This window comes from Streptomyces sp. NPDC023481, from assembly GCF_055560195.1.
In genome coordinates this window covers 78,670-105,088 of record NZ_JBVHJE010000007.1, presented here as the reverse complement: position 1 = coordinate 105,088, position 26,419 = coordinate 78,670, and the positions used below count along the sequence as shown (strand labels likewise).

The following is a 26,419-nucleotide window of genomic DNA, read 5'->3' as shown; positions in this document are numbered from 1 at the left end:
GAACCGTATGACGTCAGACGTCCCGTTCGAACAGCCGTCCTTCGACTTCGGTCTGTTCTTCTCCGCCTACTGGCGCAAACGGCCGCTGTACGTCCCCGGCGGCGCGAAGGAACTGCTGGACCGCGTCTGGACCGACGACGACTTCGACGCCGCCCTGGCCGGAGCGCGCGCCGACGGCACGGAGGTCAAGGAGCGGCCCGGTGAGGTGACCTTCATCGAACAGGTCTCCCGCTTCGACACCGGCCTGCGCGACCACGCGGACCGGCTCGCGGAGGTCTTCGGCGCGCCGCAGGCCTGGTTCGACGCGATCCGCACGTACGCGCGCAGCGGCATCGGCGCCCACTTCGACCACAGCGACAACTTCGTGCTCCAGCAGAACGGCACGAAGGAGTGGACCCTCGCCTCCTCCCGGCACCTCGACCGCCGGACCGTCATGCGGCGCATGATGAACCACCCCGGTGTGGGGGCCCACGAAATGCCGGATCACGACAGCGTCCGTTTCACCGTCGGCCCCGGCGACCTGCTGTACATCCCCCTGCTGTGGCTGCACTCCGGTGTCTCCCGGAGCGACTCGCTCAGTGTGTCCCTGGTCTGTCCCGCCGTCTCACTCCAGGCCGCCGTCCTGCCCCTCCTCGCCCAGGTGCTGCGTGCCCGCGGCGTCGGTCACCAGCCGGTCCCGGCGCTCCACACCGGACTGTCCGCGCAGCAGCGCGCCGACGCCAGGGCCGCCCTGGGCCGCGCGACCCGTGCCTTTCTGGAGCGGATGAGCGACGACGCGATCGCGGACGCGGTCCTCGCCCTGCAGAACCGGCGCCTGCCGGGGGAGGACGGCTGACGCCCGCCCCCACTTCACGCAAAAGACCCCCTCTCACCAACGTTTCCGCAGGTCAGAGGGGGTCTATCAGTGTGGAACCCAGGGGAGTCGAACCCCTGACATCCGCCATGCAAAAGCACATGCACCGAAACCCGAGCGTCGCCGAGTCTCGCCGAGCGACTCCGTTCTCCTTCGGGAGGCGGGGCCGCTTTCGTCATGCCTGGATACGCTCAGCTCATGATTCGCGCAGTGATCTTCGACGTGGGCGAGTGCCTTGTAGACGAGACGACCGAGTACGGGACCTGGGCCGATTGGCTCCAGGTCCCGCGCCACACCTTCGCCGCGATGTTCGGCGCCGTCATCGCCCAGGGCCGCGACTACAGGGAGACCTTCCAGGAGTTCCGGCCCGGATTCGACCTGTACGCCGAACGCGAGGCCCGCGCGGCCGCGGGGAAGCCGGAGACCTTCGGCGAGGACGACCTCTACCCGGACGTCCGCGACTCCCTCGCCGCGCTCCGCGCAGACGGCCTGTGGTTGGGGATCGCCGGGAACCAGACGGTGCGCGCGGGCCGGATCCTGCGCGAGCTGTTCACCCCGGACGTCGACCTGATCGGCACGAGCGACGACTGGGGCGCGTCCAAGCCGGACCGTGCTTTCTTCGACCGCGTCGCCGAGGTCGTCCCGGCCGAGCCCGGCGAGATGCTGTACGTCGGCGACCGCATCGACAACGACATCCGTCCGGCTGCCGCTGCGGGGATGCACACCGCGCTCGTGCACCGCGGGCCGTGGGCGACGATCCAGTGGAACACCGAGGAAGCGAAGAAGCTCCCCACCTTCAGAGTGGAGAGCCTGCTCGAACTGTCGCCGCTCATCGCACGGTTCAACGAGCCAGAGCGCTGACCGTCGTAGACCAGCCGTACAGGCGGTCGTCCAGGTCACGGACGCACTGCTCGTGTTGGTGCGACGCCAACGAGCGCCGCACCTCCCGCACTCGGTCCATGCCCATCGCGTACCACGTGCGCTCCAGCTGATCGAGCGCGCGGACTGCGTAGCCGCAGGCGGCCTCGGGATCGCCGGCCGCGGCCTCGACCGCGGCCAGGTCACCAAGGAGGACGGTGGTCTGCTTCTCATCCTGCGGGCCGAGCGCGTCGAGGGCTTCAAGGAGCGTGGCCCGGGCCTGCGGTAGGTGACCGGCGCGCAGCTGAGTATTTCCCTTGAACGCGGCCAGGCGGATCGGGGAGAACCAGTCCAGCCACTCCGGCGAGGGGTGATCGCTGCCCCGGGCCAGTACGTCCTCGGCGTGCCCGATCAGGTGCAGCGCGGTGCGGGGGTTGCCGCAGCGGGTCTCGCATTCCGCCTCCACCGCGTCCAGCCACGCGAGCAACTCCGCCGAGGCCGGTGCGCGCCGGGCGTAGGTCCGGGCGGCCACCATCCGCTCCACCGCCTCCTCCCGGCGGCCGTCCCAGCCGGGGATGAACGCGGTGTGCGCCAGGATCGCGGCGCCGAGCAGAGGATCGTCCGCTTCGCCGGCTGCCTGGAGCGCCCGCAGCAGAGTGTGCGCGGCCCGGTCGGGCTCGCGCAGGTCGAAGAACTCGATCCGACCTGACAAGAGCCATGTCTCGGCGAGCGCTGCGGCGATGCGCTGGCGGGTCTGGCCAGCGGCTTCGGGGAGGAGGGCGCAGCCGAGTGTGGCGTGCGCGATTGCGGCCGGGTGCAGTGTGGCCGGGGCGACGGACCAGTACAGGCGGCGGTGCGAGCGGGTGACGGCTTCGAAGTCCTCGGCCGCTGTCGCGGGTTGTACTGCGACGGTCTGCGTAGGGACGGCAGCGAGGCCTACGGCGGCTGCTGTCCCGGCCGGCACTGTGCGGCGCGGATGCCCTGCGGCCCCACCAGTAGGGGTGAAGCCGAGCGCTTCGAGGTCCTGGCCGAGGAGCCGTGTGAGAGCCTGAGCCACCTCCGGCTGTGGAACTGGCGGATGGTCAGACTCCCACCGTCGGACCTGCCGGACACCGACCCTGAGGGCATCCGCGAGGGCCTGCTGTGAGTGGTAGCCGGCCGCTACCCGGGCGGCCTTGAGTCGGGTGTTGCGTGCGGGGCGTGCCACTGCTGCACCTCCGTAGCCGAGTGCTGGGGCAAGTGTCGCCGGACGCCCTCTCGTTGGCCAGTCGTCACCCGAGTGAACCAAGAAAAGTCCTCTTTGCGACGCACAAGAGACCCGTTCAAGTCCTCGGATTCATGCAATTACAGGGCCAGCCTGGTGTGTGTCCGATCACACCTGCTGCGGAGGAATCACCATGCCCACCGCTCCACCCGTGGACGCCCCCGAGTGGGATGCCGTCCGCGTCCCCCGACAGCTCGGCCTCTCGGCGATGGAGATCCTCGGCGCCCGCGCCGGCGCCGTTGTGGAGGACCCTGCATACAGCGCCCTGTACTTCTTCACCCCGGTCGGCACCGCAGATACGTGGGATGTGGGCAACACGGTTGCCCTCAAGTCCGGAGTGTCCGTTCCTGTCCCGCCGGCCCGCCGCACTGAGGGCCCCGGCCCGTACTGGCGGATCTGCCCGAGCGACGACGGATGGTGCACCGATCCGGCCACGCTCGCCGCGGCCATCGAGGACGCGTTCCGGCCGCGCATGGGCGAGGGAGCGCGCCGGATGATGACCCCGACGCAGCCTCTCGCGGTCCTGCCGCTCCCCGAGTTCCACACCCTGTCGCAGGACCAAGTGCGGGGTATGGACTGCGCCTACGACGGGGTGACGCTCACTCAGGCAACGTCTGTCGACCTCGGTGAGCGACGCCTGCGCCGGGTCGGGGACCGGACGAGTTGGTTCCCGCGGGCATGCCGCCGGTGCGCCCTGGAGCAGGCGATGACCTCCCTCGTGGCCCACAGCCAGTCGTGCGAGCAGTGCGTGGACGACGGCAACCTCTGCGCGGACGGGCTCTGCCTGGTTCGCGCCGTCCGCGCGGCTCGCAAGGAAGGCCGATGAGCGAGCAGCCGAAGCCGCTCGCAGTGCGCCGGGCGGAGGCCGCTGGCTCGGTGATACGGAAGGCTGGCTACTGCGATCTGGAGCACCCCGCGGGCCGCGCTTGGTGCACGCGGCGCCCCCACACCGACCGGCAGCACGTGGACTACTACAACGGCCGTCAGTTCCTCGGGGACGCCTCCGGAACCGAGTGGGAGGAATAGACCCCGCGCCCGGCGCACGCCGATCGTGCCGGGCACGGATGTACTCCAGCGGCACGAGGTCCAGCTGCACATATGTGCGCTAGGTCACCGAGACATTGCCGTGAGTGACTACATGGAGGCAAGCTGGGGCACGTGCCACCTGGGCGTGCCGCCCCCATCGCATACTGATGGCGGCCGGTGTACCTGTGTCCGCCGGCCGCCATCCTCGCTCCGGTCAAGCCGGAGCGGACCGCCCCACCCCCAGCCCGGGGTGGGGCGGTCCACGTTTGTACGAGCGATCCCCGCCGATGCGCTCGGTGGGGATCGCCGCCCGCGGGCCGGGTCTCCCGTGCGGACTCAGGACACAGGAACACCCTCCGAGGTGAATCCTCGGAGGGTGTCTGACCTGCTGTGGAGCCTAGGGGAGTCGAACCCCTGACATCCGCCATGCAAAGACGGCGCTCTACCAACTGAGCTAAGGCCCCGGAAAGGGAGCGCCCGACCGGAGGAATCGCGTTCCGACGGGTGCCGCAGACCAGAGTACCGGGTCACCCCCCGTATCCCGCAAAAAGATTAGGGGTCCCCGCGGATGACCACTCTCCGTAAGATGCTCGGCGTGGTTCGCTACAGCGAACCGCGGTTTTCAGGGGAAGCGATGGGGAGACGCAATGGACGCCGCACAGCAGGAAGCCACCGCGAGAGCGCGGGAGCTGCAGCGGAACTGGTACGGGGAGCCGTTGGGGGCGCTCTTCCGTAAGCTGATAGACGATCTCGGGCTGAACCAGGCGCGGCTCGCGGCGGTCCTGGGCCTGTCCGCTCCGATGCTCTCGCAGCTGATGAGCGGCCAGCGCGCGAAGATCGGCAATCCGGCGGTGGTCCAGCGGGTGCAGCTGTTGCAGGAACTGGCGTCCCAGGTCGCGGACGGCAGTGTCAGCGCCGCCGAGGCGGCCGAGCGCATGGACGAGATCAAGAAGTCGCAGGGGGGCTCCGTGCTCAGCAGCAACACCACCCACACCACGAACAGTTCGGGTGTGCCCACGGTCAGGCGGGTGGTCCGCGAGATCCAGTCGCTGCTCCGCTCGGTGGCCGCCGCGGGCGACATCATCGACGCCGCGGACACCCTCGCCCCGAGCCACCCCGAACTCGCCGAGTTCCTCCGCGTCTACGGCGCGGGCCGCACCTCGGACGCCGTCGCGCACTACCAGTCGCACCAGAACTGACCGGCCGGCCGGCGCACCGGAGGGGGTCCGGTGCGCCGGCCGGGCACGGGGCACGGGGCCGGGGCACGGGGGTTCGTCGGGTCAGGGGAGGAGCGGCGGCTGCATGGGTGAGGTGTTCGCCGGCCGGTACGAGCTGGCCGATCCGATCGGTCGCGGCGGCGTGGGCGCCGTATGGCGGGCCTGGGACCATCGCCGCCGGCGGTACGTGGCCGCGAAGGTCCTCCAGCAGCGGGACGCCCACGCCCTGCTCCGTTTCGTGCGGGAGCAGGCGCTGCGCATCGACCATCCGCACGTGCTCGCCCCGGCCAGCTGGGCCGCCGACGACGACAAGGTGCTGTTCACCATGGACCTGGTCGCCGGCGGCTCGCTGGTCCACCTGGTCGGCGACTACGGCCCCCTCCCACCGGCGTTCGTGTGCACCCTGCTCGACCAGTTGCTGTCCGGGCTCGCCGCCGTGCACGCGGAGGGCGTCGTCCACCGGGACGTCAAGCCCGCCAACGTGCTCCTGGAGGCCACCGGTACGGGCCGGCCGCGGCTCCGGCTGTCCGACTTCGGCATCGCCATGCGGCTCGGGGAACCCCGGCTGACGGAGACCAACCTCGTGGTGGGCACGCCCGGCTATCTCGCGCCCGAGCAACTGCTGGGCGCCGAACCCGACTTCTCCGCCGATCTGTTCGCCGTGGGCCTGGTCGCCCTGTACCTCCTCGAAGGCGCCAAGCCCGACGTGAAGGCGCTGGTGCGGTACTTCCTGGAACACGGCACGCCCGGCGCGCCCAAGGGCATCCCGGAACCGCTCTGGCAGGTCGTGGCCTCGCTGCTCCAGCCGGACCCCGCGAACCGTTTCCGCACGGCCACGGGGGCGCGCAAGGCGCTCGCCGCCGCGGTGGAACTCCTGCCGGAGCCCGGACCGGACGACGAGCTCATCGAGATCTTCGACCAACTCGGGCCGCTGCCGCCGGGTTTCGGTCCGGACGGCCCCCTCCAGCAGGCGTCCGGTGTGGCGTTGGACCTGATCCCGGGCGAGACGGCGGAGACGACCACCGAGAGGGTTCCCGAAAGGCCGCCGACAGTGGGCGGGTTGACGGGTTCCGGTGCGGGCTCCGGCACCGGTACGGGTACGGGCTCCGGTACGGGCACGGGTTCCCGTACGGCCGCCCGCACCGGCTCCCTCTCCGACACCGGCAGCTTCCGCCTACCGCCGCCCCAGCAGCCCCCGGCCACCGATCCGTACCCCACCCCGTACCCCCACCCGCACCCGCACCCACACCCGCACCCGGTGCCGGGCGGTGTCCCGGACCCCCGGGTCGACACCACCACGGCGGCGTACACCACCCGCGACCCGCGGGTTCCGCCCCCGCCCCCGCCCGAGGCCCCACCCGTCCGGGGCCGGAGGGCGCGGCGCGCGGCCCGCCGTCCCGGGCCCCCGGCCAGGGTCGCGATCCCGGTGCTCCTGCTGGCGCTCGCCTGCTACGCGGTGGGTTTCTGGGCGCTGACCCGGATGTGAGCCCGCCGGGCCGCCACCCTCCAGCCGCCGAGGAGCAGCAGCAGCGCGGTCCCCGAGCCGATCCCGCCGACGGCGACCAGCCGCATCGCCCGGTGGCCGGAGCCGTCCCCGGCACTCCCGGTCGCCCCGGTCACCGCGGCCTCCCGGTCCCGCTCGGTGATCGTGAAGACGTCGTCGGGCACGGGCCGGCCCGCGTATCCGGGCCCGGCGTGCGCCTGCCCTGCCACCCGTACCCGCAGGGTCACCGGGAACGGCCCCTGCCCGAACGTGCCGGCCAGCTGCGTGCTGAGGTGGACGACGAGGTAGTAGTCCCCGGCGAAGCGGACGGAGGTCACCCCGGCGGGCACGGCGTAGCGGTTGGCGTACTCCACCGGCGGCAGCGGGGCGAGGACGGCGGACTTCGGGGCGCCGGTGTAGCCGAGGGAGGTGTCGTCGACGTAGCCGCGCACGGGGTTGTAGAGGGAGAGGTTCAGCGCGCCGCCGACATAGCCGTGGCCGGGGGCGCCGGCCAGGTCGGCGGAGGCGTGCAGGCGCCGGCCCCAGTCCAGCGCCACCTTGTAGAAGCGGGTCTCACCGGGTGCGAGGGTGCTGCGCCAGACGCCCTGGCCGAGGGGGCGGGCGGTGCTGAACCCGGTGCCGCCGGGGCGCTCGCGGGGGATGCCGGTGACGGGCTCCGGGGTGGCGGAGTCCCAGGTCCCCGGCGCGGTGGTGGGGCCGGCCCGGGTGAGGCCGGGTTCCGTGGCGGGCGCGAGCTCCAGGTCCCACCGGGCGGCCGGGGCCGCCGCGTCGGAGCCCTCGGCGTCGAGCCGTTCGACCAGCACGTAGTACGTCCCTCCGCCCTGGCACAGCGCCTTGCCGGCCTCGCGCTGCGCGAGGGCGGTGACCGGGCGGGGGCTGAGCCCGGCGCCGAAGCGGGCGGAGGCGTAGGAGCAGGGTGTGCCCCCGGCGTCCTGGAGCGAGACGCGGATGCCGTCGGTGGCGGAGACGGTGGTGTCCGCGGGCGGTACGGCGGTGACGGGGACGTACGCCGTGTCGGCGGCGGTGAGGCGGAGGCGGTAGTAGAGCCTGCCGGCGCGCGGCACGGAGCCGCGGTAGGTGCGGCCGGGGTCCAGCAGGGGGGCGTCCGCGGTGGGCCGCGGCGCGCCGGTGACGCTCCGAGCGCCGGGCGCGAAGGCGTACGGCACCACCCCCGGGGGCTCGGCAGCGGTGGCCCGGACGCCGGCCGGCGGGGCGAGTGCGGCGCACAGTGCCAGCAACAGGACCAGGGCGCGCCGGGCGACCAGGGCCTGCCACCCCACCCCGGCCGCCCTACCGCCTCGCGCCCCCACCGCCGTACCGCCTCGCCGCACGCGCCACCACCCCCGGTACCGGCTTCTGTCGTCGGACGGTCCCCCGCGGACCGCGGGGAACATCCTGCCCCGGCCGCCGCTGCGCCATCCGGGCAACGCACGCGCCCGTCCGAAACCCGTCCGGCGCCCCTGAGGCCCCGGCGCGCCCGCTAACCCACCCGCCGGGTGCCCGCAACCCGGGGGGAACGCAAAACCCCGACCGCGTGGGCGGCCGGGGTCGGTTCAGATCGGGTACCGGGACTCACGAACCCGTGGGCACGGAGTCAGTCGCCTCCGTCCACAGATCCTGCTCGGCGCGATCCGCCTGGATCTGGCGGTACACGAGGAGCCCGCCGATGGCGGCCAGTGCGACCAGGAGCAGCTTCTTCACCGCGCGACCTCGTCTTTCCTTGACGTAGGGGACCTCTGGCGCCCGACTATACACACCGACCGATATCGATCGGTGACCTGCGTCGGGGCCCAACTCCCGCCTCTTCACGCGCAATAGGCCAGGTCGCGGGCCGTTCCGGCCGGAGGGTGACGGCGCCTCCACGGACGGTTACTTTGCTCCCTCTTCGCTCACCCTCAGCGCGTTCTGCGGCGATTTCCGCTCTCTTGCGGCCGTTCGGGTGGTGTTCATCTGAACATCGACGCGCCACGGGCGGAGGTCCACCACTTCGCGGCGCTCATACACATCATGAGGAAAGTACGCAAATCGCCCAACCCGAAAGTGAGGGGCCATGACCGCGAACAAGGTCATGAAGCTGTGGACCGCCATCGTCACCGCCTTCCTCGCGCTGTGCACGGCGCTCGGACTCGTCACCGCCGCCTCCGCGACCGCCACCGCGGCCGGACCCCGGACCGAGAGCCCCCGCACCGACACCGCGCAGCGCACGACCCCGACGATCCCGGCGGCACGCCACTGGGCCTGGTCCTATGCCAAGGCCCTGCCCCCCACGATGAAGCAGCGGATCCGGGCCGAGGCCCACGGGAAGACCCCCGGCTGCCGGCACCGTCCACTCCCCGACAGCCAGGCGGAGACCACGACCGAGGACCACCTCTCGGGCTCCCTCGACTGCTGATCCTCCCCCGCCGCAGTACCGCAACGTCTCGACCGCACGGCGACTTGCGTACGCACCACAGTCGACACGTCACAGACCCCCGGCCGGGCTCGGCCGGGGGTCTCGCGCTGTTCCGGGATGCGTCATCCTCGTACGGCAACGACCCACACCCGCACGGAAGGTGGTGAGCGCTGCCGTGAACCGGCGCGTCACCGTAGTCACCGCTGTCCACGGCCCCTCCGCCCGGTTCCTGCCGGAGGCGTACGCGTCCCTGTGCGCGCAGCGGCTGCCCGCCGGCTGGGAGTGGGACTGGGTCGTGCAGCAGGACGGCACCACCGAGGAGGTCCACCCGCACCTGCCGGACGACCCCCGGCTGTCCTTCCGCCGGGGCCGGCCGGGCGGGCCCGGGGTCGCCCGCACGATCGCGCTGGCGCGCGCCGAGGGCGTGTACGTGAAGGTGCTGGACGCCGACGACCGGCTCACCCCGGGTGCGCTCGCCCGGGACGTGGCTGTGCTGGAGGCGCACCCGGCCGTCGGCTGGACCACGTCCCGCGTCCTGGACCTGCTGCCCGACGGCTCCACGGCCGGCTTCCCCGGCGATCCCGACGACGGCCCGATCGAGCGCGGCAGCGTCCTCGACCGGTGGAAGCGGAACGACTTCCGGGCCCCGGTCCACCCGGCGAGCCTGTGCGTACGACGGGAGCTGCTCACCGCGCTGGGCGGCTGGATGGCGCTGCCCGCCTCGGAGGACACCGGTCTGCTGCTGGCACTGGACGCGGTGAGCCGCGGCTGGTTCTCGGCCGAGCCCGGTCTGCTGTACCGCAAGTGGGAAGGGCAGGTCACGGGGCACGCGGCGCACGTCGACCCCGCCGAACGCGCGGCCCGCACGGCGGTCGCCGAGGCCCGGGCCCGCGCACTGGCCGCTTTCGGCTGGACCTACCCGCCGGCCCCTACCCGCTGAACGGCTCCTCCTCGGTGAGGAGGATCGCCTGCGAGGGACACCTCTCCGCCGCCTCCCGCACCCCCGGCTCGTCGGCCGCCTCCACCACGCCGGCCCGTACGACGCCGTACCCGTCCTCGAACGCGAACACGCCGGGCACCCGGTACGCGCACTCGCCGGAGCCGTAGCACAGGGACCGGTCGACGGAGACCTTCATACGCCCTCCAGGCGTCGGCAACACCCTCCGGACCGACCCTGCCCACCGGCACCCTCGCCGAACCGGCCCGCCGTGCCTACCCCCGTCCGCCCGCCGTGGCGAGCCAGTGGGCCACGCGGCGGATCGTCGGCTCGTCCAGGCGGTCGGTGAGGGTGCGGACCGCCTCGCCGTCCTGCGGGCCCAGGTCGTACAGGCCCGCCTTACTCAGCCCGGCCATGAGCACCTGGTGCCGGCGGTCCGTCATGCGCTCGGCCAGCCGGACCGGCTCCGCGGCGCCCGGCGCGGGCCGCTCCGGCGCAGGGGCGGGGGCCGTGGCGGACGGGGTGTCGCAGAGGCGCCAGTCGCCGTCCCCGGGCCCCCACAGGGCGACGGTCGCCTCGGCTCCGCGCGCCCGCAGGGTCCGGGTCATGTCCCCGACGGCGTACAGCACCGGCTCCCGGTACGGGGACTCGGCGCCCACCGTCCAGGTGCCCCGGTCGGGCTCGTGGAACATCGCCACCCAGCGGGGTGCACCGGGCGGCCGCGGGCACCGGGGACGCTGCTTCTCCATGGGACACCTCACCCCTTCGGAAAGGACCGGCGGAGCGACCGTAACTGACACACCGTCAGATCACCAGGGGTGCGCCACCGGTCCCGCACGCCCGGCACCGGTCCCTCCCCTCGTGGGGACCGGTGCCGGACGGTGCCGGGCCGTCGGCCCGTGCCCTGTCGGCGCTGCGGCACGGGTCGAAGTGCGGGGGCGGACGGCGTCCGGGGCACCCGGCTCACCCGCCGGGCACGGCACGCGGTGAGCGAATTCGGCCGAGAACGTTCGGCGTCGTGGGCCGTCTCCCCGAGCACCGGGCCGGTGGCCTGTCCGGACGAGGGGTGACGGGTCCACTACCGGGTCCGGATCCTGCCATCTACGGCCCCGCAGGGGGAGGTTCCGGTCTCCGGCCCCGCCCTTCGCCGCAGGTCAGCCGTATAAGGTGAGTTTTCCGGTCCGGACGTCCACACGTGGGGGAAAGTAAGGGGTGGGACCTTGAGTTCCGACTCAGGGGCACGCACAGCCTTCGCCGAGCGCCTCGCGCTGCTGTACAAGGAGGCCGGAAACCCTCCCCTCAAGAGCGTCGCCGAGGCGGTCGTACGACTGCAGCGCGTCGACGAGCGCGGCCGGCCCGTACGGGTGTCGGCGCAGCGGATCAGCGACTGGCGCCGGGCCCGGAACGTACCGGCCCAGTTCGCCGCCCTCGCCGCGGTGCTGCAGATCCTGATCCCGGAGGCGCGGCGCCTGCGGCCCACCCCGGTCTCCACCGGCCTGTACGACCCCGCCCACTGGCAGCGGCTGTGGGAGCTGGCGCTGACCGGTCCGAGCGGCGAGCGGCCCGCGCCGCCCGCCCAGGAGAACCGTCGGCCACCGGCCCAGGCCCCGCCGGTCGCCGGCGGCGTGTGCCCGTACCGGGGGCTGGCCCCGTACCGGCACGAGGACGCCCGCTGGTTCTTCGGCCGGGAACGCAGTACGAACGCCCTCGTCGCCCAGCTCCGCGCGGCCGAGCGGACGGGCGGCCTGGTGATGCTGGTCGGCGCCTCGGGAGCGGGCAAGTCGTCCCTGCTGAACGCCGGCCTGGTCCCCGCGGTCCGCAACGGCTCCCTGGACGCTCCGACGGCCGCCACGGCCAGCGCGACGGGTGCGGCCGGTACGGCCGGTGCGACCGATGCGACCGGTGCGGCCGGTGCGGCCGGTGCGGCGAACGAGACGAACGCGGTCGGCGCGACGAACACGGCGGGCGCGACGAATGCGGCAGGCACATCGAGTGCGGCGGACGCGACGCATGCGGCGGGCACACCGAGTGCGGCGGACCCGGCGGCCCGGGCCGGCACCCCGCACCCCCCGACAGCACCCGGCACCGCCCGCTCCCGGAAAGTCCTCCAGTTCGTCCCCGGCGCCGACCCGCTCGGGGAGCTGACCGGCCGCATCCCGGAGCTGGCCGAGGTCGCCGCCGTCGCGCGCCGGGCCGAGCGGAAGGCCGCGGAGAACCCGGCGCTGCCCGGCAGCGGCGCCCCGCACCTCGCGAGGGCCGTGCGCGAGGCGATCGCGGCCTGGGCGGGCCACGACCGGGACCCGGACGCCCGGCCGGTCGTCATCGTGGACCAGTTCGAGGAGGCGTTCACCCTCTGCGCCGACGAGGCGGACCGGCGCACCTTCATCCAGTTCCTGCACAGCGCCTGCACCCCGCCCGCCGGTTCCGCCGGACCCGCCCCCGTCCAGGTCGTCCTCGGCATCCGCGCCGACTTCTACGAGCAGTGCCTGCGCTACCCGGAACTCGCCGACGCGCTACAGCACCGCCACATGGTGCTCGGCCCGCTGACCAGCACCGAACTGCGCGAGGCGGTGACCGGCCCGGCCAAGGCGGTCGGGCTGGAGCTGGAGCCGGGGCTCGCCGAGCTGATCGTGCGCGAGGTGAGCGCCGACAGCCCGCGCGGCGCGCACGACGCGGGCGTGCTCCCGCTGCTGTCGCACGCGCTGCTGGCCACCTGGCAGCGCCGCAAGGCGGGCAGGCTGACCCTGGCCGGCTACCGCGCGGCGGGCGGCATCCAGGGCGCGGTCGCGGCGACCGCCGAGCGTGCCTGGTCCGGCCTGGACCCGGCGGCCCGCACCGCCGCCCGGCTGCTCCTGCTGCGGCTGGTCCGGCTGGGCGAGGACACCCAGGCCACGCGCCGGCGCGGCACCCGGCGGCAGCTGGCGCAGGAGGCCGCGGACCCCGGCAAGACGGAGGAGTCCCTGGAGGCCCTGGTGCGGGCCCGGCTGGTGACCCTGGACGCGGACACCGTGGAGATCACCCACGAGGCGCTGCTGCACGCCTGGCCCCGGCTGCGGCACTGGATCGACGAGGGCCGCGGCGACCACCTGCTGCGCCAGCGGCTGGAGGAGGACGGCCGGGCCTGGGAGGACTCGGGCCGCGACAGCTCCCTGCTGTACCGGGGGTCCCGGCTGGAGCAGGCCCGCAACTGGGCCCGCTCGGCCGGGGACACCTACCTGACCCGCAGCGCGGTGGAGTTCCTGGCCGCCTCGGTACGGCTGCGCACCCGCTCGGTGTGGCTGAGCCGGGCCGCGGTGGCGGCGCTGGTCGTGCTGGCCGTGCTCGCCGCCGGTTCCGCGGTGCTCGCCTTCAAGCAGCGCGACGACGCCGTGTTCGCGCAGGTGCTCGCCGAGGCCGACCGGGTGCAGCACACGGATCCGTCGCTGGCCGCCCAGCTCGACCTGGTCGCGCACCAGCTGCGCCCCGGCGACGAGGGCACCTACAGCCGCCTGATCTCCATCGTGAACGCGCCGCTGGCCACCCCCCTGTCCGGTCACACCGGTGCCGTGTACCTGACCTCGTTCAGCCCGGACGGCCGCACCCTGGCCACGGCCGGCTACGACCGCACGGTCCGGCTGTGGAACGTCAGCAACTCCCACCGCCCGGCCCCGCTCGGCAAGCCGCTCACCGGCCACACCAGCTGGGTGAGCAGCGCCGTCTTCAGCCCGGACGGCCGCACCCTGGCCAGCGCCGGCGACGACGGCACCATACGGCTGTGGAACGTCACCGACCCCGGGCACCCGGCCCCGCTCGGCACACCGCTCACCGGGCACCGCGGCACCATCTACCTGGTCGCCTTCAGCCCGGACGGCCGCACCCTGGCCAGCGCCGGCGAGGACCACACCGTACGGCTGTGGGACGTCACCGATCCGCGCCGGCCGGCCCCGCTGGCCACGCTGCGCGGGCACTCTGCGGCGGTGCGCTCCGTGGCCTTCAGCCCGGACGGCCGCACCCTGGCCAGCGCCGGCGACGACGACACGGTCCGCCTGTGGAACGTGGGCGGTACGACGGCCGGGCGCGGCCGGGACGCGGACCACGACGGCGGCACCGCCACCGCGCCCCGCCGGCCGACGGTGGTGCGCACCCTGCGCGGGCACACCGACCTGGTGCACTCGGTGGCCTTCAGCCCCGACGGGCGCACCCTGGCCAGCGGCAGCGCGGACGACACCATCCGGCTGTGGAACGTGACCGACCCCGCCCGCGCGGCGGCGATCGGCGCCCCGCTGACCGGCCACACCGGGCCGATCTGGTCCGTGGCGTTCAGCCCCGACGGCGGCCGGCTGGCCGCCGCGAGCGCCGACAGCACGGCCAGCCTGTGGAACGTCGGCGACCCGGCCGCGCCGTCCCAGATCGGCGAACCGCTCGCGGGCAGCAGCGGCGAGATGTACGCGCTGGGCTTCAGCCCGGACGGCCGTACCCTCGCCACCGGCAGCGGCGACGGCAAGGTGCGCCTGTGGTCGGTGCCGACCTCGGACATGATCGGCCGCGGCGGGGCGTTCCGCCCGGACGGTCGGGTTCTGGCCACCGCGGCCCGGGACGGCCGGGTCCGGCTGTGGAACGTGGCCGCGCCCGGCCGGCCCGTGCTGCTGGGCAAGCCGTTCATGCGGCCCGACGGCGGCAACCGTTCGATGATGTTCTCCCCCGACGGCCGCACCCTCGCCGTACTCAACGGCATGAGCACGCTGTACCTGTGGAACGTCACCGACCCGTCGCACCCGGTCCGCGCCAGGACCGTCGCCCTGCGGACCCGGTTCGCGGGCCCCCGCACCCTGTCGTACAGCCCGGACGGGAAGGTGCTCGCCACGGCCTACGACGACCGCACCATCCAGCTGTGGAACGTCGCCGACCCCACCCGTGCCGTCCCGCTCGGCAAGCCGCTCACCGGCCACCGCGGCTTCGTCGACGCCGTCGTCTTCAGCCCGGACGGCCGCACCCTGGCCAGCGGCAGCGCGGACCGCACCATCCGCATGTGGGACGTCACCGACCCGGCCCGCGCCGTCCCGCTCGGCAGGCCGTTCCCGGCACACGCCGGCCCGGTCAACGCCCTCGCCTACAGCCCCGACGGCCACACCCTGGTCAGCGGCGGCGACGACGACCTGGTCCGGCTGTGGGACGTCACCGACCCCGCCTCCGTGAGCGCGCTGGGCGCCCCGCTCACCGGCCACACCGAGGCGGTCACGTCCGTGACGTTCAGCGCCGACGGCCACACCCTGGCCAGCGGCGGCAACGACAACACCGTCCGGCTGTGGAACGTCACCGAGCCGGACGCGGCGACCGCGATCGGCCAGTCGATGAGCCCCAACGCCAAGACGGGCGCCTTCCTCTCCTTCAGCCCGAGCAGCCACGTCCTCGGCGTCTCCAGCGGCAGCGACACCATCCGCCTGTGGAGCCTGGAGGCCGACGCGGCGATCCGGCACATCTGCTCGGTCACCCGGGGCGTCCTGACCCCGGACCGGTGGCACGAGTACCTCTCCCGCCTCTCCTACGACCCCCCGTGCGGTCGATGATCGGCCAACCTCCCTGATTCACTCCGGACTTGGCCCCACGAAACCAACAACCTTGTTACCCTTGGCCATAGCCCGGTCGCTGGTGCATCCCCCGTCGCCAGCGGCCGGGTCTTCCGCGTGCCCGCGGAGCAGCCATGACGGCACTCCGGCACCAGCCGTCCACGGGGGGACCATGAACATCCGCATCACCGCCGCCGCACTCGTCGCGGCCGCCGCCGTAGCGCTCACCGCCTGCTCCACCAGCAGCGACTCCAGCACCAGGAGCGCCCCGAGCCCCAAGGCCCACGCCAGCAAGGCGACCACCGCCGGAACTCCCGCGGAGAAGCCCGCGGGCACCTCCACCGGCATCCCGCCCGAGCCGAACCCGGCCAAGCGCGCCGAGCTGCTGCGTGCCCTCGCCGCGGCCAACCCCGACATCGTGAAGTACGAGGACAAGGCCGTCGACGCGGCCCGCAACCAGTGCTCGTCCCTCAACGGCGGCGCCACCCGCCCCGACCAGGCCGCCGCGCACCGCTTCACCTACCAGGACGTGACCACCACCGAGGCCCAGGGCAGGCAGATCAACGAGGCCCTCAAGGGCCTCCGCTTCTGCACCACCTGACCAACAGAGAAAAACCCCCGGTCCTGGTGGACCGGGGGTCTTCGTGCTGGTGGGGCTAACAGGATTTGAACCTGTGGCCTCATCCTTATCAGGGATGCGCTCTAACCAACTGAGCTATAGCCCCGCCGCGCTCTGCGGTGTGTGTCCCGCGCGCTGACTCCTGAAGATTAGCGCACGACCGCGCCAGTCCCAAAATCGGTTGCCGGGGGACCGCGGAACGCGGGTCAGGCGGTCACTCGTCCTCCGCGAGGGTCAGCTCGATGCCGCCGACGAAGCCCGCGGAGAGGTTGTAGATGAACGCGCCGAGCGTCGCGAGGGCCGTGGCCAGGACGACGTCGATGACGGCGATGATCATCGTGAAGGTCAGCACGTGGGGGAGGGACAGGAACGCCTGGAGGTCGAAGCCGTTCGCCTCGTTCGAACCGGTCGCCTCCGAGATCGTGCCACCGACCGTCGAGAACACGCCCATCGCGTCCATGACCATCCACAGCACCGCCGAGGCGACGATCGTGCAGATGCCGAACGCGATGGAGAGCAGGAAGCTGACCTTCATCACCGACCAGGGGTCGGCCTTGGCCACCCGCAGCCGCGCCTTGCGGGTCCGCGGCGCCGTCCGCACACCCGTACGCGGCTTGCGCACCGCGCCCGCCGGGGCCTGCGCCGGGTAGGCCTGCGGCGGGTGGTAGGGCCCGTCGGGCTGCTCCGAGTGCCGCTCACCGGGAAGCGGCGACGCCGGCCGCGCCTCACCGGCCGCGGCCGGACCTCGGGTGTCCGTCACAGTTCCCCCCTGGGACTTCTGCCGGGATTTCCTGGTGCCGCTCGTGCCGCTCGTGCCGGAGGACTCCGCCACGGAAGCCTTCACCGGCTTCAGGTTCGTCGTGTGCGGATCGCTCGCGCTCCCCGCGCTCGCACTCTCCGCACGCGCGGCGGAGCCACGGCCGCCGCCGTCCGTTTCCGTACCCCTCGAGGTACCGGCCGATCCGGCGCCCGTGGCTCCGCTCACGATGACTCACTCCTCGTGCTACTCGGCCGAGGGCGCCTCACCCTCGTCCGTGCCGGCGGTCGCGGCACCCTCGGCGGTCTCGTCCACGGCCACGTCGCCGTCGACTTCCTCCGCCTCGCGTCCGGCCTCGGCGTTACGTGCGATACCGACGACGGCATCGCGCTTGCCCAGGTTGATCAGTTGGACGCCCATGGTGTCACGGCCCGTCTCCCTGACCTCGCTGACTCGCGTACGAATCACACCGCCGGAGAGGGTGATCGCGAGGATCTCGTCGTGCTCCTCGACAATCAGCGCGCCGACGAGTGAACCGCGGTCCTCCACGATCTTGGCGGCCTTGATACCGAGGCCGCCGCGGCCCTGGACGCGGTACTCGTCGACGGCGGTCCGCTTCGCGTACCCACCGTCGGTGGCAGTGAACACGAACGTACCGGGTCGGACCACATTCATCGAGAGAAGCTCGTCGCCCTCCCGGAAACTCATCCCCTTGACACCGGAGGTGGCGCGCCCCATCGGGCGGAGGGACTCGTCCGAGGCGGTGAACCGGATCGACTGCGCCTTCTTGCTGACCAGCAGCAGGTCGTCGTCGGCCGAGACCAGCTCGGCGCCGATCAGCTCGTCGTCCGAACCGTCCTCGCGCTCGCGCAGGTTGATCGCGATGACACCGCCCGAGCGGGGCGAATCGTAATCCTTCAGTGGCGTCTTCTTGACCAGGCCCGACTTGGTGGCCAGCACCAGGTACGGCGCCGCCTCGTAGTCCCGGATGGCCAGGATCTCGGCGATCGCCTCGTCCGGCTGGAAGGCGAGCAGGTTCGCCACGTGCTGGCCGCGCGCGTCCCGGCCGGCCTCGGGCAGCTCGTACGCCTTCGCCCGGTAGACCCGGCCCTTGTTCGTGAAGAACAGCAGCCAGTGGTGCGTGGTGGAGACGAAGAAGTGGTCGACGATGTCGTCTTCCTTCAGCTTCGTGCCCCGCACGCCCTTGCCGCCGCGCTTCTGCGCCCGGTAGTCGTCCGTCTTGGTCCGCTTGACGTAACCGCCGCGCGAGACGGTGACGACGATGTCCTCCTCGGCGATCAGGTCCTCGATGGACATGTCACCCTCGTACGGAATCAGCTTGGTCTTGCGGTCGTCGCCGTACTTCTCGACGATCGCCGCCAGCTCCTCGCTGACGATCCCGCGCTGACGGACCGGGGAGGCGAGGATCTGGTTGTACTCGTTGATCTTCGCCTGGAGTTCGTCGTGCTCCTGGACGATCTTCTGGCGCTCCAGGGCGGCCAGCCGGCGCAGCTGCATCTCGAGGATGGCGTTGGCCTGGATCTCGTCGATCTCCAGCAGGCCCATCAGGCCCGTGCGCGCCACGTCGACGGTCTCGCTGCGCCGGATCAGCGCGATGACCTCGTCGATGGCGTCCAGGGCCTTCAGCAGACCGCGCAGGATGTGGGCGCGCTCCTCCGCCTTGCGCAGCCGGAACCGCGTGCGGCGGACGATGACCTCGATCTGGTGCGTCACCCAGTGCCGGATGAACGCGTCCAGGGACAGCGTGCGCGGCACGCCGTCGACCAGCGCCAGCATGTTGGCGCCGAAGTTCGTCTGCAGGTCGGTGTGCTTGTACAGGTTGTTCAGCACGACCTTGGCGACCGCGTCCCGCTTGAGGACGATGACCAGGCGCTGACCGGTGCGCGAGGAGGTCTCGTCGCGGACGTCGGCGATGCCGCCGATCTTCCCGTCCTTGACCAGGTCGGCGATCTTCTGCGCCAGGTTGTCCGGGTTCACCTGGTACGGCAGCTCGGTCACCACCAGGCACTGGCGGCCCTGGATCTCCTCGACCTCGACCACCGCGCGCATGGTGATCGAGCCGCGCCCGGTGCGGTACGCCTCCTCGATGCCCTTGCGGCCGACGACGAGCGCGCCGGTCGGGAAGTCCGGGCCCTTGATGCGCTCCATGAGCGCGTCCAGCAGTTCCTCGTGGGAGACCTCGGGGTTCTCCAGGTACCACTGGGCGCCGGCCGCGACCTCGCGCAGGTTGTGCGGCGGGATGTTGGTCGCCATGCCGACCGCGATGCCGGCCGAGCCGTTGATCAGCAGGTTCGGGAAGCGGGCCGGCAGGACGGTCGGCTCCTGGGAGCGGCCGTCGTAGTTGTCCGTGAAGTCGACGGTCTCCTCGTCGATGTCGCGGACCATCTCCATCGACAGCGGCGCCATCTTGCACTCGGTGTACCGCATCGCCGCGGCCGGGTCGTTGCCCGGGGAGCCGAAGTTGCCGTTGGAGTCGACCAGCGGCATCCGCATCGACCACGGCTGGGCGAGACGCACCAGGGCGTCGTAGATGGAGGAGTCGCCGTGCGGGTGGTAGTTGCCCATGACGTCGCCGACGACACGGGCGCACTTGTAGAAGCCGCGCTCGGGGCGGTAGCCGCCGTCGTACATCGCGTACAGCACGCGGCGGTGGACGGGCTTGAGACCGTCCCGGACGTCGGGCAGCGCACGGGACACGATGACGGACATCGCGTAGTCCAGGTACGAGCGCTGCATCTCCGTCTCGAGCCCGACGGGCTCGACACGCATCGCGAGCTCGCCGCCCTCCTCGGGCGTCACGGGGGTGTTCTCGTCGGCCATGGCTGGTGAAGATCCTTCCTGGTGCGGTCAGCTGAGACCGACTCAGATGTCGAGGAAGCGGACGTCCTTGGCGTTGCGCTGGATGAACTGGCGCCGGGCCTCGACGTCCTCGCCCATCAGCACCGAGAACAGGTCGTCGGCCTGGGCGGCGTCGTCCAGGGTGACCTGGCCGAGGACCCGGTGCTCCTGGTCCATCGTGGTCACGCGCAGTTCCTCGGCGTTCATCTCGCCGAGGCCCTTGAAGCGCTGGATCGAGTCCTCGCGCACGCGCTTGCCGCGCTGCCGGCCCATCTCGAGCAGCGCGTCGCGCTCGCGGTCCGAGTACGCGTACTCGATGTCGTCACGCCCCCACTTGATCTTGTACAGCGGGGGGCGGGACAGGTACACGTGCCCGGCCTCGACCAGCGGCCGCATGAAGCGGAACAGGAAGGTCAGCAGCAGGGTGCTGATGTGCTGGCCGTCGACGTCGGCGTCCGCCATCAGGATGATCTTGTGATAGCGGAGCTTCTCGATGTCGAAGTCCTCGTGCACACCCGTGCCGAAGGCCGAGATCAGCGCCTGGATCTCCTGGTTCTGCAGGATCTTGTCGATCCTGGCCTTCTCGACGTTGAGGATCTTGCCGCGGATCGGGAGGATCGCCTGGTACTGCGGGTTCCGGCCGGACTTGGCCGAGCCGCCGGCGGAGTCACCCTCGACGATGAAGATCTCGCACTTGGTCGGGTCGTTCGACTGGCAGTCGGACAGCTTGCCCGGCAGGGACGCCGACTCCAGCAGGCCCTTGCGGCGGGTCAGGTCGCGGGCCTTGCGGGCCGCCACGCGCGCGGTGGCCGCCTGGATGCCCTTGCGGATGATGTCCGCGGCCTCGACCGGGTTGCGGTCCAGCCAGTCGTTGAGGTGCTCGTAGACCGCCCGCTGCACGAAGGTCTTGGCCTCCGTGTTGCCCAGCTTGGTCTTCGTCTGGCCCTCGAACTGCGGCTCGCTCAGCTTGACCGAGATGATCGCCGTCAGACCCTCACGGATGTCGTCACCGGTGAGGTTGTCGTCCTTCTCGCGCAGCAGCTTCTTGTCGCGCGCGTACTTGTTGATGAGCGAGGTCAGCGCGGCCCGGAAGCCCTCTTCGTGCGTACCGCCCTCGTGCGTGTGGATGATGTTCGCGAAGGAGTACACGCCCTCGGTGTAGCCGCTGTTCCACTGCATGGCGACCTCGAGGGACAGGCTCTTGTCCCTGTCCTCGGCCTCCAGCGAGACGACCGTCGGGTGCACCGCCTCCCCCTTGCGGGAGTTGAGGTACTTCACGAAGTCGACGATGCCGCCCTCGTAGTGGTACGTGACGGTCTTGACCTCGGCCTTCTCGTCCGCACCCGCCTCGTCGGCGCCGCTGGTCGCCTTCGCCGACTCGCGCTCGTCGGTGAGCCGGATCGTCAGGCCCTTGTTGAGGAACGCCATCTCCTGGAAACGCCGGGAGAGCGTCTCGAAGGAGTACTCGGTGGTCTCGAAGATCTCCGGGTCGGCCCAGAAGGTGACGGACGTGCCCGTCTCCTCCGTGGCCTCGTGCTTGGCCAGCGGGGCCGTCGGGACGCCCATCTTGTAGTCCTGCGTCCAGCGGTGGCCGTCCGTGCGCACCTCGACGGCGACCTTCATGGACAGCGCGTTCACGACGGACACGCCCACGCCGTGCAGACCACCGGAGACCGCGTAACCGCCGCCGCCGAACTTGCCGCCCGCGTGCAGCACGGTCAGCACGACCTCCAGGGCCGGCTTGCCCTCGGACGCCACGATGCCCACGGGGATACCGCGGCCGTTGTCGACCACCCGGACCCCGCCGTCGGGGAGGATCGTCACGTCGATGGTGTCCGCGTAACCGGCCAGCGCCTCGTCGACCGAGTTGTCGACGACCTCGTACACCAGGTGGTGCAGGCCGCGCTCGCCCGTGGAGCCGATGTACATGCCGGGCCGCTTGCGGACCGCGTCCAGCCCTTCGAGCACGGTGATGGCGCTGGCGTCGTACGAGGCCGAGGCGGTGGCCTCGGTGCTCACGCCGGCGTCGGTGGACGGGATGTTCTCGTTGGGGTTGCCGGAATCGGCCACGAAGCGCCCTTTCTGGCACAGCACGAGCCGGGCTCGGCGGCGGATTGCCGGAGCGGCTGCGGCATGTTGCGTTGGTAAGCCTTGATCAGCGTTGCTCAGCTTTTCCCGGGCGGTCCCCACGTTGGGGCGGGATTGTCTTCCAGTCTACCGGTAGCACTGACATCGATGGGGGTTTGCCGGTACCTGAGTCCCCATGTGCCGCCCTCAACCGGTCTCCGCCGGGTCCCGATATACGGATGGGGGCCCCAAGGGGCTCACAGCGGCACTCAGCGCTTCGAGCCGTCAACCCTTGGCTACCGGGGGGTCAGATGGGGATTTGCGGCCTTTCCGGGCACGGTACGGCGGTGATCCACGCCGGTGCGCACGGGTACCGCGGCCCGCCTGGACGACCGCCCGACGTGAGGTAGATCACCCGTAGGTGTCGCCGGGTCCGGTGCTCCCCGGGGCCCGCAGCGGGCCGTAGCGACGGGTCTGACCACCCGGGTTGAGCACCTTGATCATCCGTACGCTGCCGTGCCCGAGGTCCTCGTTGATCCGCGCCACCAGCGTCGGCGCGAGCACCCGCAGCTGGGTCGCCCAGGCCGTCGAGTCGCACTGCACGGTCAGCACCCGCTCGTCCTCGTCGTACCGCTGCGGCACGCAGTGCTTGGCCAGGTCCTCGCCGACGATCTGCGGCCAGCGGCCCATCACACCGCCCACCGCGGCCGGCGTCTCCCAGCCGCGCTCGGTGATCAGCCGGTTGATCGCCGAGCCCAGCGCCATCGGATCGCGGCCGTCGGCGCGCGCGCCGGAACGCAGGCCGGCACCCCGCCGCACCTGCTTCCTCTGCCGCGCCGCGTCCCCACGCGCGCGTGCCTGCTCCTTCGCCGCGCGCAACGCCACGCGCGCGAGGTCGACACCGGAGGACTCGGCCTTCTTCGGCGTCTTCGGGGCCGGGGCCTTGGGCGTGGGGTCCTCGCCGCTCATACGCGCTCTACCGTCCCGTCGGCCACCGCGTACCGGGCACCGGCCAGCACCCCCGGCACGTCGTCGTCCACGGCGGCCGTGACCAGCACCTGCTCGCCGGGCGCGACCAGCTCCGCCAGCCGTTCCCGGCGGCGGGCGTCCAGCTCGGCGAAGACGTCGTCCAGGACCAGCACCGGCTCGTTGCCCTCGGCGCGCAGCAGGTCGTAGGAGGCCAGCCGCAGGGCGAGCGCGTAGGACCAGGACTCGCCGTGCGAGGCGTACCCCTTGGCGGGCAGCTGGCCGAGCCTGAGGACCAGATCGTCCCGGTGCGGGCCGACGAGGGTGACCCCGCGCTCGATCTCCTGCTTGCGGGCCTCGGCCAGCGCCGCCATCAGCCGGTCGTACAGCTCCTCGCGCGTGTGCGCCTCGCCGGGAGCCGACGGCTTGTACTCCAGCGCGACCGGTCCGCCGCCGGGCGCCAGCTGCTCGTACGCCTTGTCGGCCAGCGGCTGCAGCGCGCCGATGAGGTCGATCCGCTGGGCGAGCAACTCGGCCCCCGCGCGCGCGAGATGCTGGTCCCAGACGTCGAGGGTGGACAGGTCCATGGAGCGTCCGCCGTGCCGGCGCGCCAGGGCGGCCGTCTTCAGCAGCGTGTTGCGCTGCTTGAGCACCCGCTCGTAGTCGGAGCGCACGCCCGCCATCCGCGGGGACCGCGCGGTGACCAGCTCGTCCAGGAACCGCCGCCGCTCGCCCGGGTCCCCCTTGACGAGCGCGAGGTCCTCGGGCGCGAACAGCACGGTCCGTACGATCCCCAGCACGTCCCGCGGCTTGACCTGCGAGGACCGGTTGATGCGGGCCCGGTTGGCCCGGCCCGGGTTCAGCTCCAGCTCGATCAGCTGCTGCCGCTCGCCCTGCCGGACCTGCGCCCGGACGACCGCCCGCTCGGCGCCCATGCGCACCAGGGGCGCGTCGGTGGCGACCCGGTGACTGCCGAGGGTCGCCAGATAGCCGACCGCCTCCACGAGGTTGGTCTTGCCCTGCCCGTTGGGGCCGACGAAGGCGGTGACGCCCGGGTCGAGCGGGACCTCGGCCCGGGCGTACGAGCGGAAGTCGGCCAGCGAAAGATGCGTGACGTGCATGGTCGTCCGCCGACCTCCCTGCTTGTCTCCGGCCCGCTGCCGCGCGGCCTACTTCTTCTCTACGGCGTGGCCGCCGAACTGGTTGCGCAGCGCGGCGATCATCTTCATCTGCGGCGAGTCCTCCTGGCGGGAGGCGAACCGCGCGAACAGCGACGCGGTGATCGCCGGCAGCGGCACCGCGTTGTCGATGGCGGCCTCCACGGTCCAGCGTCCCTCGCCGGAGTCCTGTGCGTAACCGCGCAGGCCCTCCAGGTGCTCGTCCTCGTCGAGGGCGTTCACCGCGAGGTCCAGCAGCCAGGACCGGATGACCGTGCCCTCCTGCCAGGACCGGAACACCTCGCGGACGTCCGTGACGGAGTCGACCTTCTCCAGCAGCTCCCAGCCCTCGGCATAGGCCTGCATCATGGCGTACTCGATGCCGTTGTGGACCATCTTCGCGAAGTGGCCCGCGCCGACCCTGCCCGCGTGCACCGCGCCGAAGTCGCCCTCCGGCTTCAGCGCGTCGAAGACCGGCTGCACCCGGGCGACGTGCTCGGCGTCGCCGCCGTACATCAGCGCGTAGCCGTTCTCCAGGCCCCAGACGCCGCCGGAGACACCGCAGTCCACGAAGCCTATGCCCTTGGCGGCCAGCTCCTCGGCATGCCGCTCGTCGTCGGTCCAGCGGGAGTTGCCGCCGTCCACGACCACGTCACCGGGCTCCAGCAGCTCGGCGAGCCGGTCGATGGTCGACTGGGTGGCCTCGCCGGCCGGGACCATCACCCAGACCACGCGCGGGCCGCTGAGCTTGCCCACAAGCTCTTCCAGGCTGTGGACGTCCGCGAGGTCCGCGTTGCGGTCGTATCCGATGACGGTGTGGCCCGCGCGGCGGATCCGCTCGCGCATGTTGCCGCCCATCTTGCCGAGGCCGACGAGACCGAGCTCCATCAGTTGTGTTCCTTAGGTCGCTGTGTGGCGTGTGAGGCACCTGCGTGCCGTGGCGAGCCTAAACCCGACCACTTCCGCACAGCTGTGGGCATACGCGCTCATCTGCGGAAACCCGGGCACCACCACGCCTGGCCACGGTGCCGGATTCCCACAGGGGCCCCGGCAACCGTGCACAGCTGTGGACGACGATCAGCCGCTGAGGCGCACCGGCATGATCAGGTACTTGTACGCGTCGTCCGCCTCGGCGTCGACCGCCGGCTTGCCGCTCAGCAGCGCCGGCTTGGTGGACGTGGTGAACGCCAGCTGGGCCACCGGCGAGTCGATCGCGCTCAGGCCGTCCAGCAGGAACGTCGGGTTGAAGGCGATCGAGATGTCGTCGCCCTCCAGCTGCGCGTCGACCCTTTCCACAGCCTGTGCGTCGTCGCTCGACCCGGCCTCCAGGATCAGCACGCCCTGCTCGAAGCTCAGCCGCACCGGGGTGTTCCGCTCGGCCACCAGCGCCACACGCTTGACGGCCTCCACGAACGGCGCCGTCTCGATCACGGCGACGGTGTTGAACTCGGTCGGGAACAGCGTCCGGTACTTCGGCAGGTCGCCCTCGAGCAGCCGCGTGGTCGTACGACGGCCCGCGCCCTCGAAACCGATGAGGCCCTCACCGGCGCCGGAGCCGGACAGCGCCAGCGTGACGCTGTCGCCCGCGCCCAGCGACTTCGCGGTGTCCAGCAGCGTCTTGGCGGGGACCAGGGCGACGGCGGAGGCGTCCGGGTTCTCCGGCTTCCACAGGAACTCGCGGACCGCGAAGCGGTAGCGGTCGGTGGAGGCCAGGGTGACCGTGTCGCCCTCGATCTCGATGCGCACACCGGTGAGCACCGGGAGCGTGTCGTCACGGCCGGCCGCGATCGCCACCTGGGAGACGGCGGCGGCGAAGACCTCGCCGGGGACGGTGCCCGTCGCGTTCGGCATCTGCGGCAGCGCCGGGTACTCCTCCACCGGCAGGGTGTGCAGGGTGAAGCGGGAGGATCCACAGACCACGGTCGCCCGTACACCGTCTGTGGAAATCTCCACCGGCCGGTTGGGCAGCGCGCGGGAGATGTCGGCGAGCAGACGGCCGGAGACGAGGACGGTGCCCTCCTCCTCGACCTCCGCGTCGACGTTGACGCGCGCGGAGACCTCGTAGTCGAAGCCCGACAGGCTCAGCTGGCCGTCCTCGGCCTTCAGCAGCAGGCCGGCGAGGACAGGCGCCGGCGGACGGGCCGGGAGGCTGCGTGCCGCCCACGCCACTGCCTCCGCGAGTACGTCGCGTTCCACCCGGATCTTCACCGTAAGCCGCCTCCTGCTGTTGCTACTGAGTCCTCCGACTCGGTGTCACCGCCCACTGCGAAGGGCAGGACACCGGGGACCAGTCTGACGCACCCCACTGACAGTAGGTGCCCCTCGGGGTCAAGTCGGTCCGAGGGCCGGCCGGGCGCGAGACGGCGAGTTGTGCACAGCCCCCGCTTCAAAGCGATT

The 26,419-nt window shown here is 72.1% G+C and carries 22 protein-coding genes and 2 tRNA genes; 10 read left to right on the top strand and 14 right to left on the bottom strand.

The genetic code is table 11. The features are described 5' to 3' along the window. Positions 1–7 precede the first annotated feature (7 nt). Both ACZ3ZD_RS16420 and ACZ3ZD_RS16415 read left to right on the top strand, forming a co-directional pair. A complete protein-coding gene (locus ACZ3ZD_RS16420; protein WP_467397420.1) occupies positions 8–835 on the top strand; it encodes a JmjC domain-containing protein in 828 nt (275 codons plus the stop codon). A 216-nt stretch (positions 836–1,051) separates the two neighbouring features. Then, a complete protein-coding gene (locus tag ACZ3ZD_RS16415) occupies positions 1,052–1,714 on the top strand; it encodes an HAD family hydrolase (RefSeq protein ID WP_467397417.1) in 663 nt (220 codons plus the stop codon). On the opposite strand, the gene ACZ3ZD_RS16410 is transcribed toward ACZ3ZD_RS16415, so the two are convergent. Beyond that, entirely contained in the window at positions 1,695–2,918 is a 1,224-nt protein-coding gene (locus tag ACZ3ZD_RS16410; RefSeq protein ID WP_467397415.1) for a helix-turn-helix domain-containing protein, read from the bottom strand. The two genes, ACZ3ZD_RS16415 and ACZ3ZD_RS16410, sit on opposite strands and share 20 nt — an antisense overlap. A gap of 190 nt (positions 2,919–3,108) precedes the next feature. On the opposite strand from ACZ3ZD_RS16410, the gene ACZ3ZD_RS16405 reads away from it, so the two are divergent. Together ACZ3ZD_RS16405 and ACZ3ZD_RS16400 are read left to right on the top strand one after the other, a co-directional pair. Next, the gene (locus ACZ3ZD_RS16405; protein WP_467397413.1) at positions 3,109–3,801 is read left to right on the top strand and encodes a hypothetical protein; all 693 of its coding nucleotides are present in this window, start codon (positions 3,109–3,111) and stop codon (positions 3,799–3,801) included. Then, complete coding sequence (locus ACZ3ZD_RS16400) at positions 3,798–4,001, top strand: hypothetical protein (protein ID WP_467397410.1); 204 nt, start codon at positions 3,798–3,800, stop codon at positions 3,999–4,001. Before ACZ3ZD_RS16405 ends, ACZ3ZD_RS16400 begins: the two co-directional genes overlap by 4 nt. Positions 4,002–4,392: 391 nt before the next feature. Here the strand turns inward: ACZ3ZD_RS16400 and ACZ3ZD_RS16395 are convergent. Then, positions 4,393–4,465 (bottom strand) — tRNA-Ala (locus tag ACZ3ZD_RS16395). A gap of 183 nt (positions 4,466–4,648) precedes the next feature. Here ACZ3ZD_RS16395 and ACZ3ZD_RS16390 point away from each other — a divergent pair. Continuing rightward, the gene (locus ACZ3ZD_RS16390) at positions 4,649–5,200 is read left to right on the top strand and encodes a helix-turn-helix domain-containing protein (RefSeq protein WP_467397409.1); all 552 of its coding nucleotides are present in this window, start codon (positions 4,649–4,651) and stop codon (positions 5,198–5,200) included. A gap of 103 nt (positions 5,201–5,303) precedes the next feature. After that, complete coding sequence (locus ACZ3ZD_RS16385) at positions 5,304–6,704, top strand: serine/threonine-protein kinase (RefSeq protein ID WP_467397406.1); 1,401 nt, start codon at positions 5,304–5,306, stop codon at positions 6,702–6,704. On the opposite strand, the gene ACZ3ZD_RS16380 is transcribed toward ACZ3ZD_RS16385, so the two are convergent. Beyond that, complete coding sequence (locus ACZ3ZD_RS16380; RefSeq protein WP_467397404.1) at positions 6,668–8,002, bottom strand: hypothetical protein; 1,335 nt, start codon at positions 8,000–8,002, stop codon at positions 6,668–6,670. The two genes, ACZ3ZD_RS16385 and ACZ3ZD_RS16380, sit on opposite strands and share 37 nt — an antisense overlap. A 292-nt stretch (positions 8,003–8,294) precedes the next feature. Then, positions 8,295–8,423, bottom strand: coding sequence for a DLW-39 family protein (locus ACZ3ZD_RS16375; RefSeq protein ID WP_003999697.1), 129 nt, complete (start codon positions 8,421–8,423; stop codon positions 8,295–8,297). Positions 8,424–8,772: 349 nt separating this feature from the next. On the opposite strand from ACZ3ZD_RS16375, the gene ACZ3ZD_RS16370 reads away from it, so the two are divergent. Continuing rightward, on the top strand, positions 8,773–9,114 hold the full coding sequence (locus tag ACZ3ZD_RS16370) for a DUF6344 domain-containing protein (protein WP_467397401.1): 342 nt from the start codon (positions 8,773–8,775) through the stop codon (positions 9,112–9,114). 163 nt (positions 9,115–9,277) lie between these two features. After that, a complete protein-coding gene (locus ACZ3ZD_RS16365; protein WP_467397399.1) occupies positions 9,278–10,054 on the top strand; it encodes a glycosyltransferase family 2 protein in 777 nt (258 codons plus the stop codon). Here ACZ3ZD_RS16365 and ACZ3ZD_RS16360 read toward each other — a convergent pair. Together ACZ3ZD_RS16360 and ACZ3ZD_RS16355 are read right to left on the bottom strand one after the other, a co-directional pair. Further along, complete coding sequence (locus ACZ3ZD_RS16360) at positions 10,044–10,250, bottom strand: ferredoxin (protein ID WP_467397396.1); 207 nt, start codon at positions 10,248–10,250, stop codon at positions 10,044–10,046. The two genes, ACZ3ZD_RS16365 and ACZ3ZD_RS16360, sit on opposite strands and share 11 nt — an antisense overlap. Positions 10,251–10,326: 76 nt before the next feature. Beyond that, the gene (locus tag ACZ3ZD_RS16355) at positions 10,327–10,800 is read right to left on the bottom strand and encodes a hypothetical protein (protein ID WP_467397394.1); all 474 of its coding nucleotides are present in this window, start codon (positions 10,798–10,800) and stop codon (positions 10,327–10,329) included. 471 nt (positions 10,801–11,271) lie between these two features. Here ACZ3ZD_RS16355 and ACZ3ZD_RS16350 point away from each other — a divergent pair, with 471 nt between their 5' ends. Together ACZ3ZD_RS16350 and ACZ3ZD_RS16345 are read left to right on the top strand one after the other, a co-directional pair. After that, positions 11,272–15,597: an nSTAND1 domain-containing NTPase gene (locus tag ACZ3ZD_RS16350; protein ID WP_467397392.1), complete on the top strand. Its 4,326-nt coding sequence runs from the start codon at positions 11,272–11,274 to the stop codon at positions 15,595–15,597. A 172-nt stretch (positions 15,598–15,769) separates the two neighbouring features. Further along, the gene (locus ACZ3ZD_RS16345; RefSeq protein ID WP_467397389.1) at positions 15,770–16,198 is read left to right on the top strand and encodes a hypothetical protein; all 429 of its coding nucleotides are present in this window, start codon (positions 15,770–15,772) and stop codon (positions 16,196–16,198) included. Between the two features lie 47 nt (positions 16,199–16,245). On the opposite strand, the gene ACZ3ZD_RS16340 is transcribed toward ACZ3ZD_RS16345, so the two are convergent. The 8 genes from ACZ3ZD_RS16340 to dnaN form a co-directional block, all read right to left on the bottom strand. Continuing rightward, positions 16,246–16,322: transfer RNA gene (locus tag ACZ3ZD_RS16340), tRNA-Ile, on the bottom strand. 108 nt (positions 16,323–16,430) lie between these two features. Further along, positions 16,431–17,201: a DUF3566 domain-containing protein gene (locus ACZ3ZD_RS16335; RefSeq protein ID WP_467397387.1), complete on the bottom strand. Its 771-nt coding sequence runs from the start codon at positions 17,199–17,201 to the stop codon at positions 16,431–16,433. 18 nt (positions 17,202–17,219) lie between these two features. Then, on the bottom strand, positions 17,220–19,814 hold the full coding sequence (gene gyrA / locus ACZ3ZD_RS16330) for a DNA gyrase subunit A (protein ID WP_467397384.1): 2,595 nt from the start codon (positions 19,812–19,814) through the stop codon (positions 17,220–17,222). A 42-nt stretch (positions 19,815–19,856) separates the two neighbouring features. Then, positions 19,857–21,926, bottom strand: coding sequence for a DNA topoisomerase (ATP-hydrolyzing) subunit B (gene gyrB, locus ACZ3ZD_RS16325; RefSeq protein WP_467397381.1), 2,070 nt, complete (start codon positions 21,924–21,926; stop codon positions 19,857–19,859). 384 nt (positions 21,927–22,310) lie between these two features. Then, complete coding sequence (locus ACZ3ZD_RS16320; RefSeq protein ID WP_467397379.1) at positions 22,311–22,868, bottom strand: DciA family protein; 558 nt, start codon at positions 22,866–22,868, stop codon at positions 22,311–22,313. After that, positions 22,865–23,986, bottom strand: coding sequence for a DNA replication/repair protein RecF (gene recF / locus ACZ3ZD_RS16315; protein ID WP_467397377.1), 1,122 nt, complete (start codon positions 23,984–23,986; stop codon positions 22,865–22,867). The genes ACZ3ZD_RS16320 and recF overlap by 4 nt, the downstream gene beginning before the upstream one ends. Before the next feature lie 48 nt (positions 23,987–24,034). Continuing rightward, complete coding sequence (gnd, locus tag ACZ3ZD_RS16310; RefSeq protein ID WP_467397375.1) at positions 24,035–24,910, bottom strand: phosphogluconate dehydrogenase (NAD(+)-dependent, decarboxylating); 876 nt, start codon at positions 24,908–24,910, stop codon at positions 24,035–24,037. 189 nt (positions 24,911–25,099) lie between these two features. Beyond that, positions 25,100–26,230, bottom strand: coding sequence for a DNA polymerase III subunit beta (dnaN, locus tag ACZ3ZD_RS16305; protein WP_467397373.1), 1,131 nt, complete (start codon positions 26,228–26,230; stop codon positions 25,100–25,102). Between the last annotated feature and the right edge of the window lie 189 nt (positions 26,231–26,419).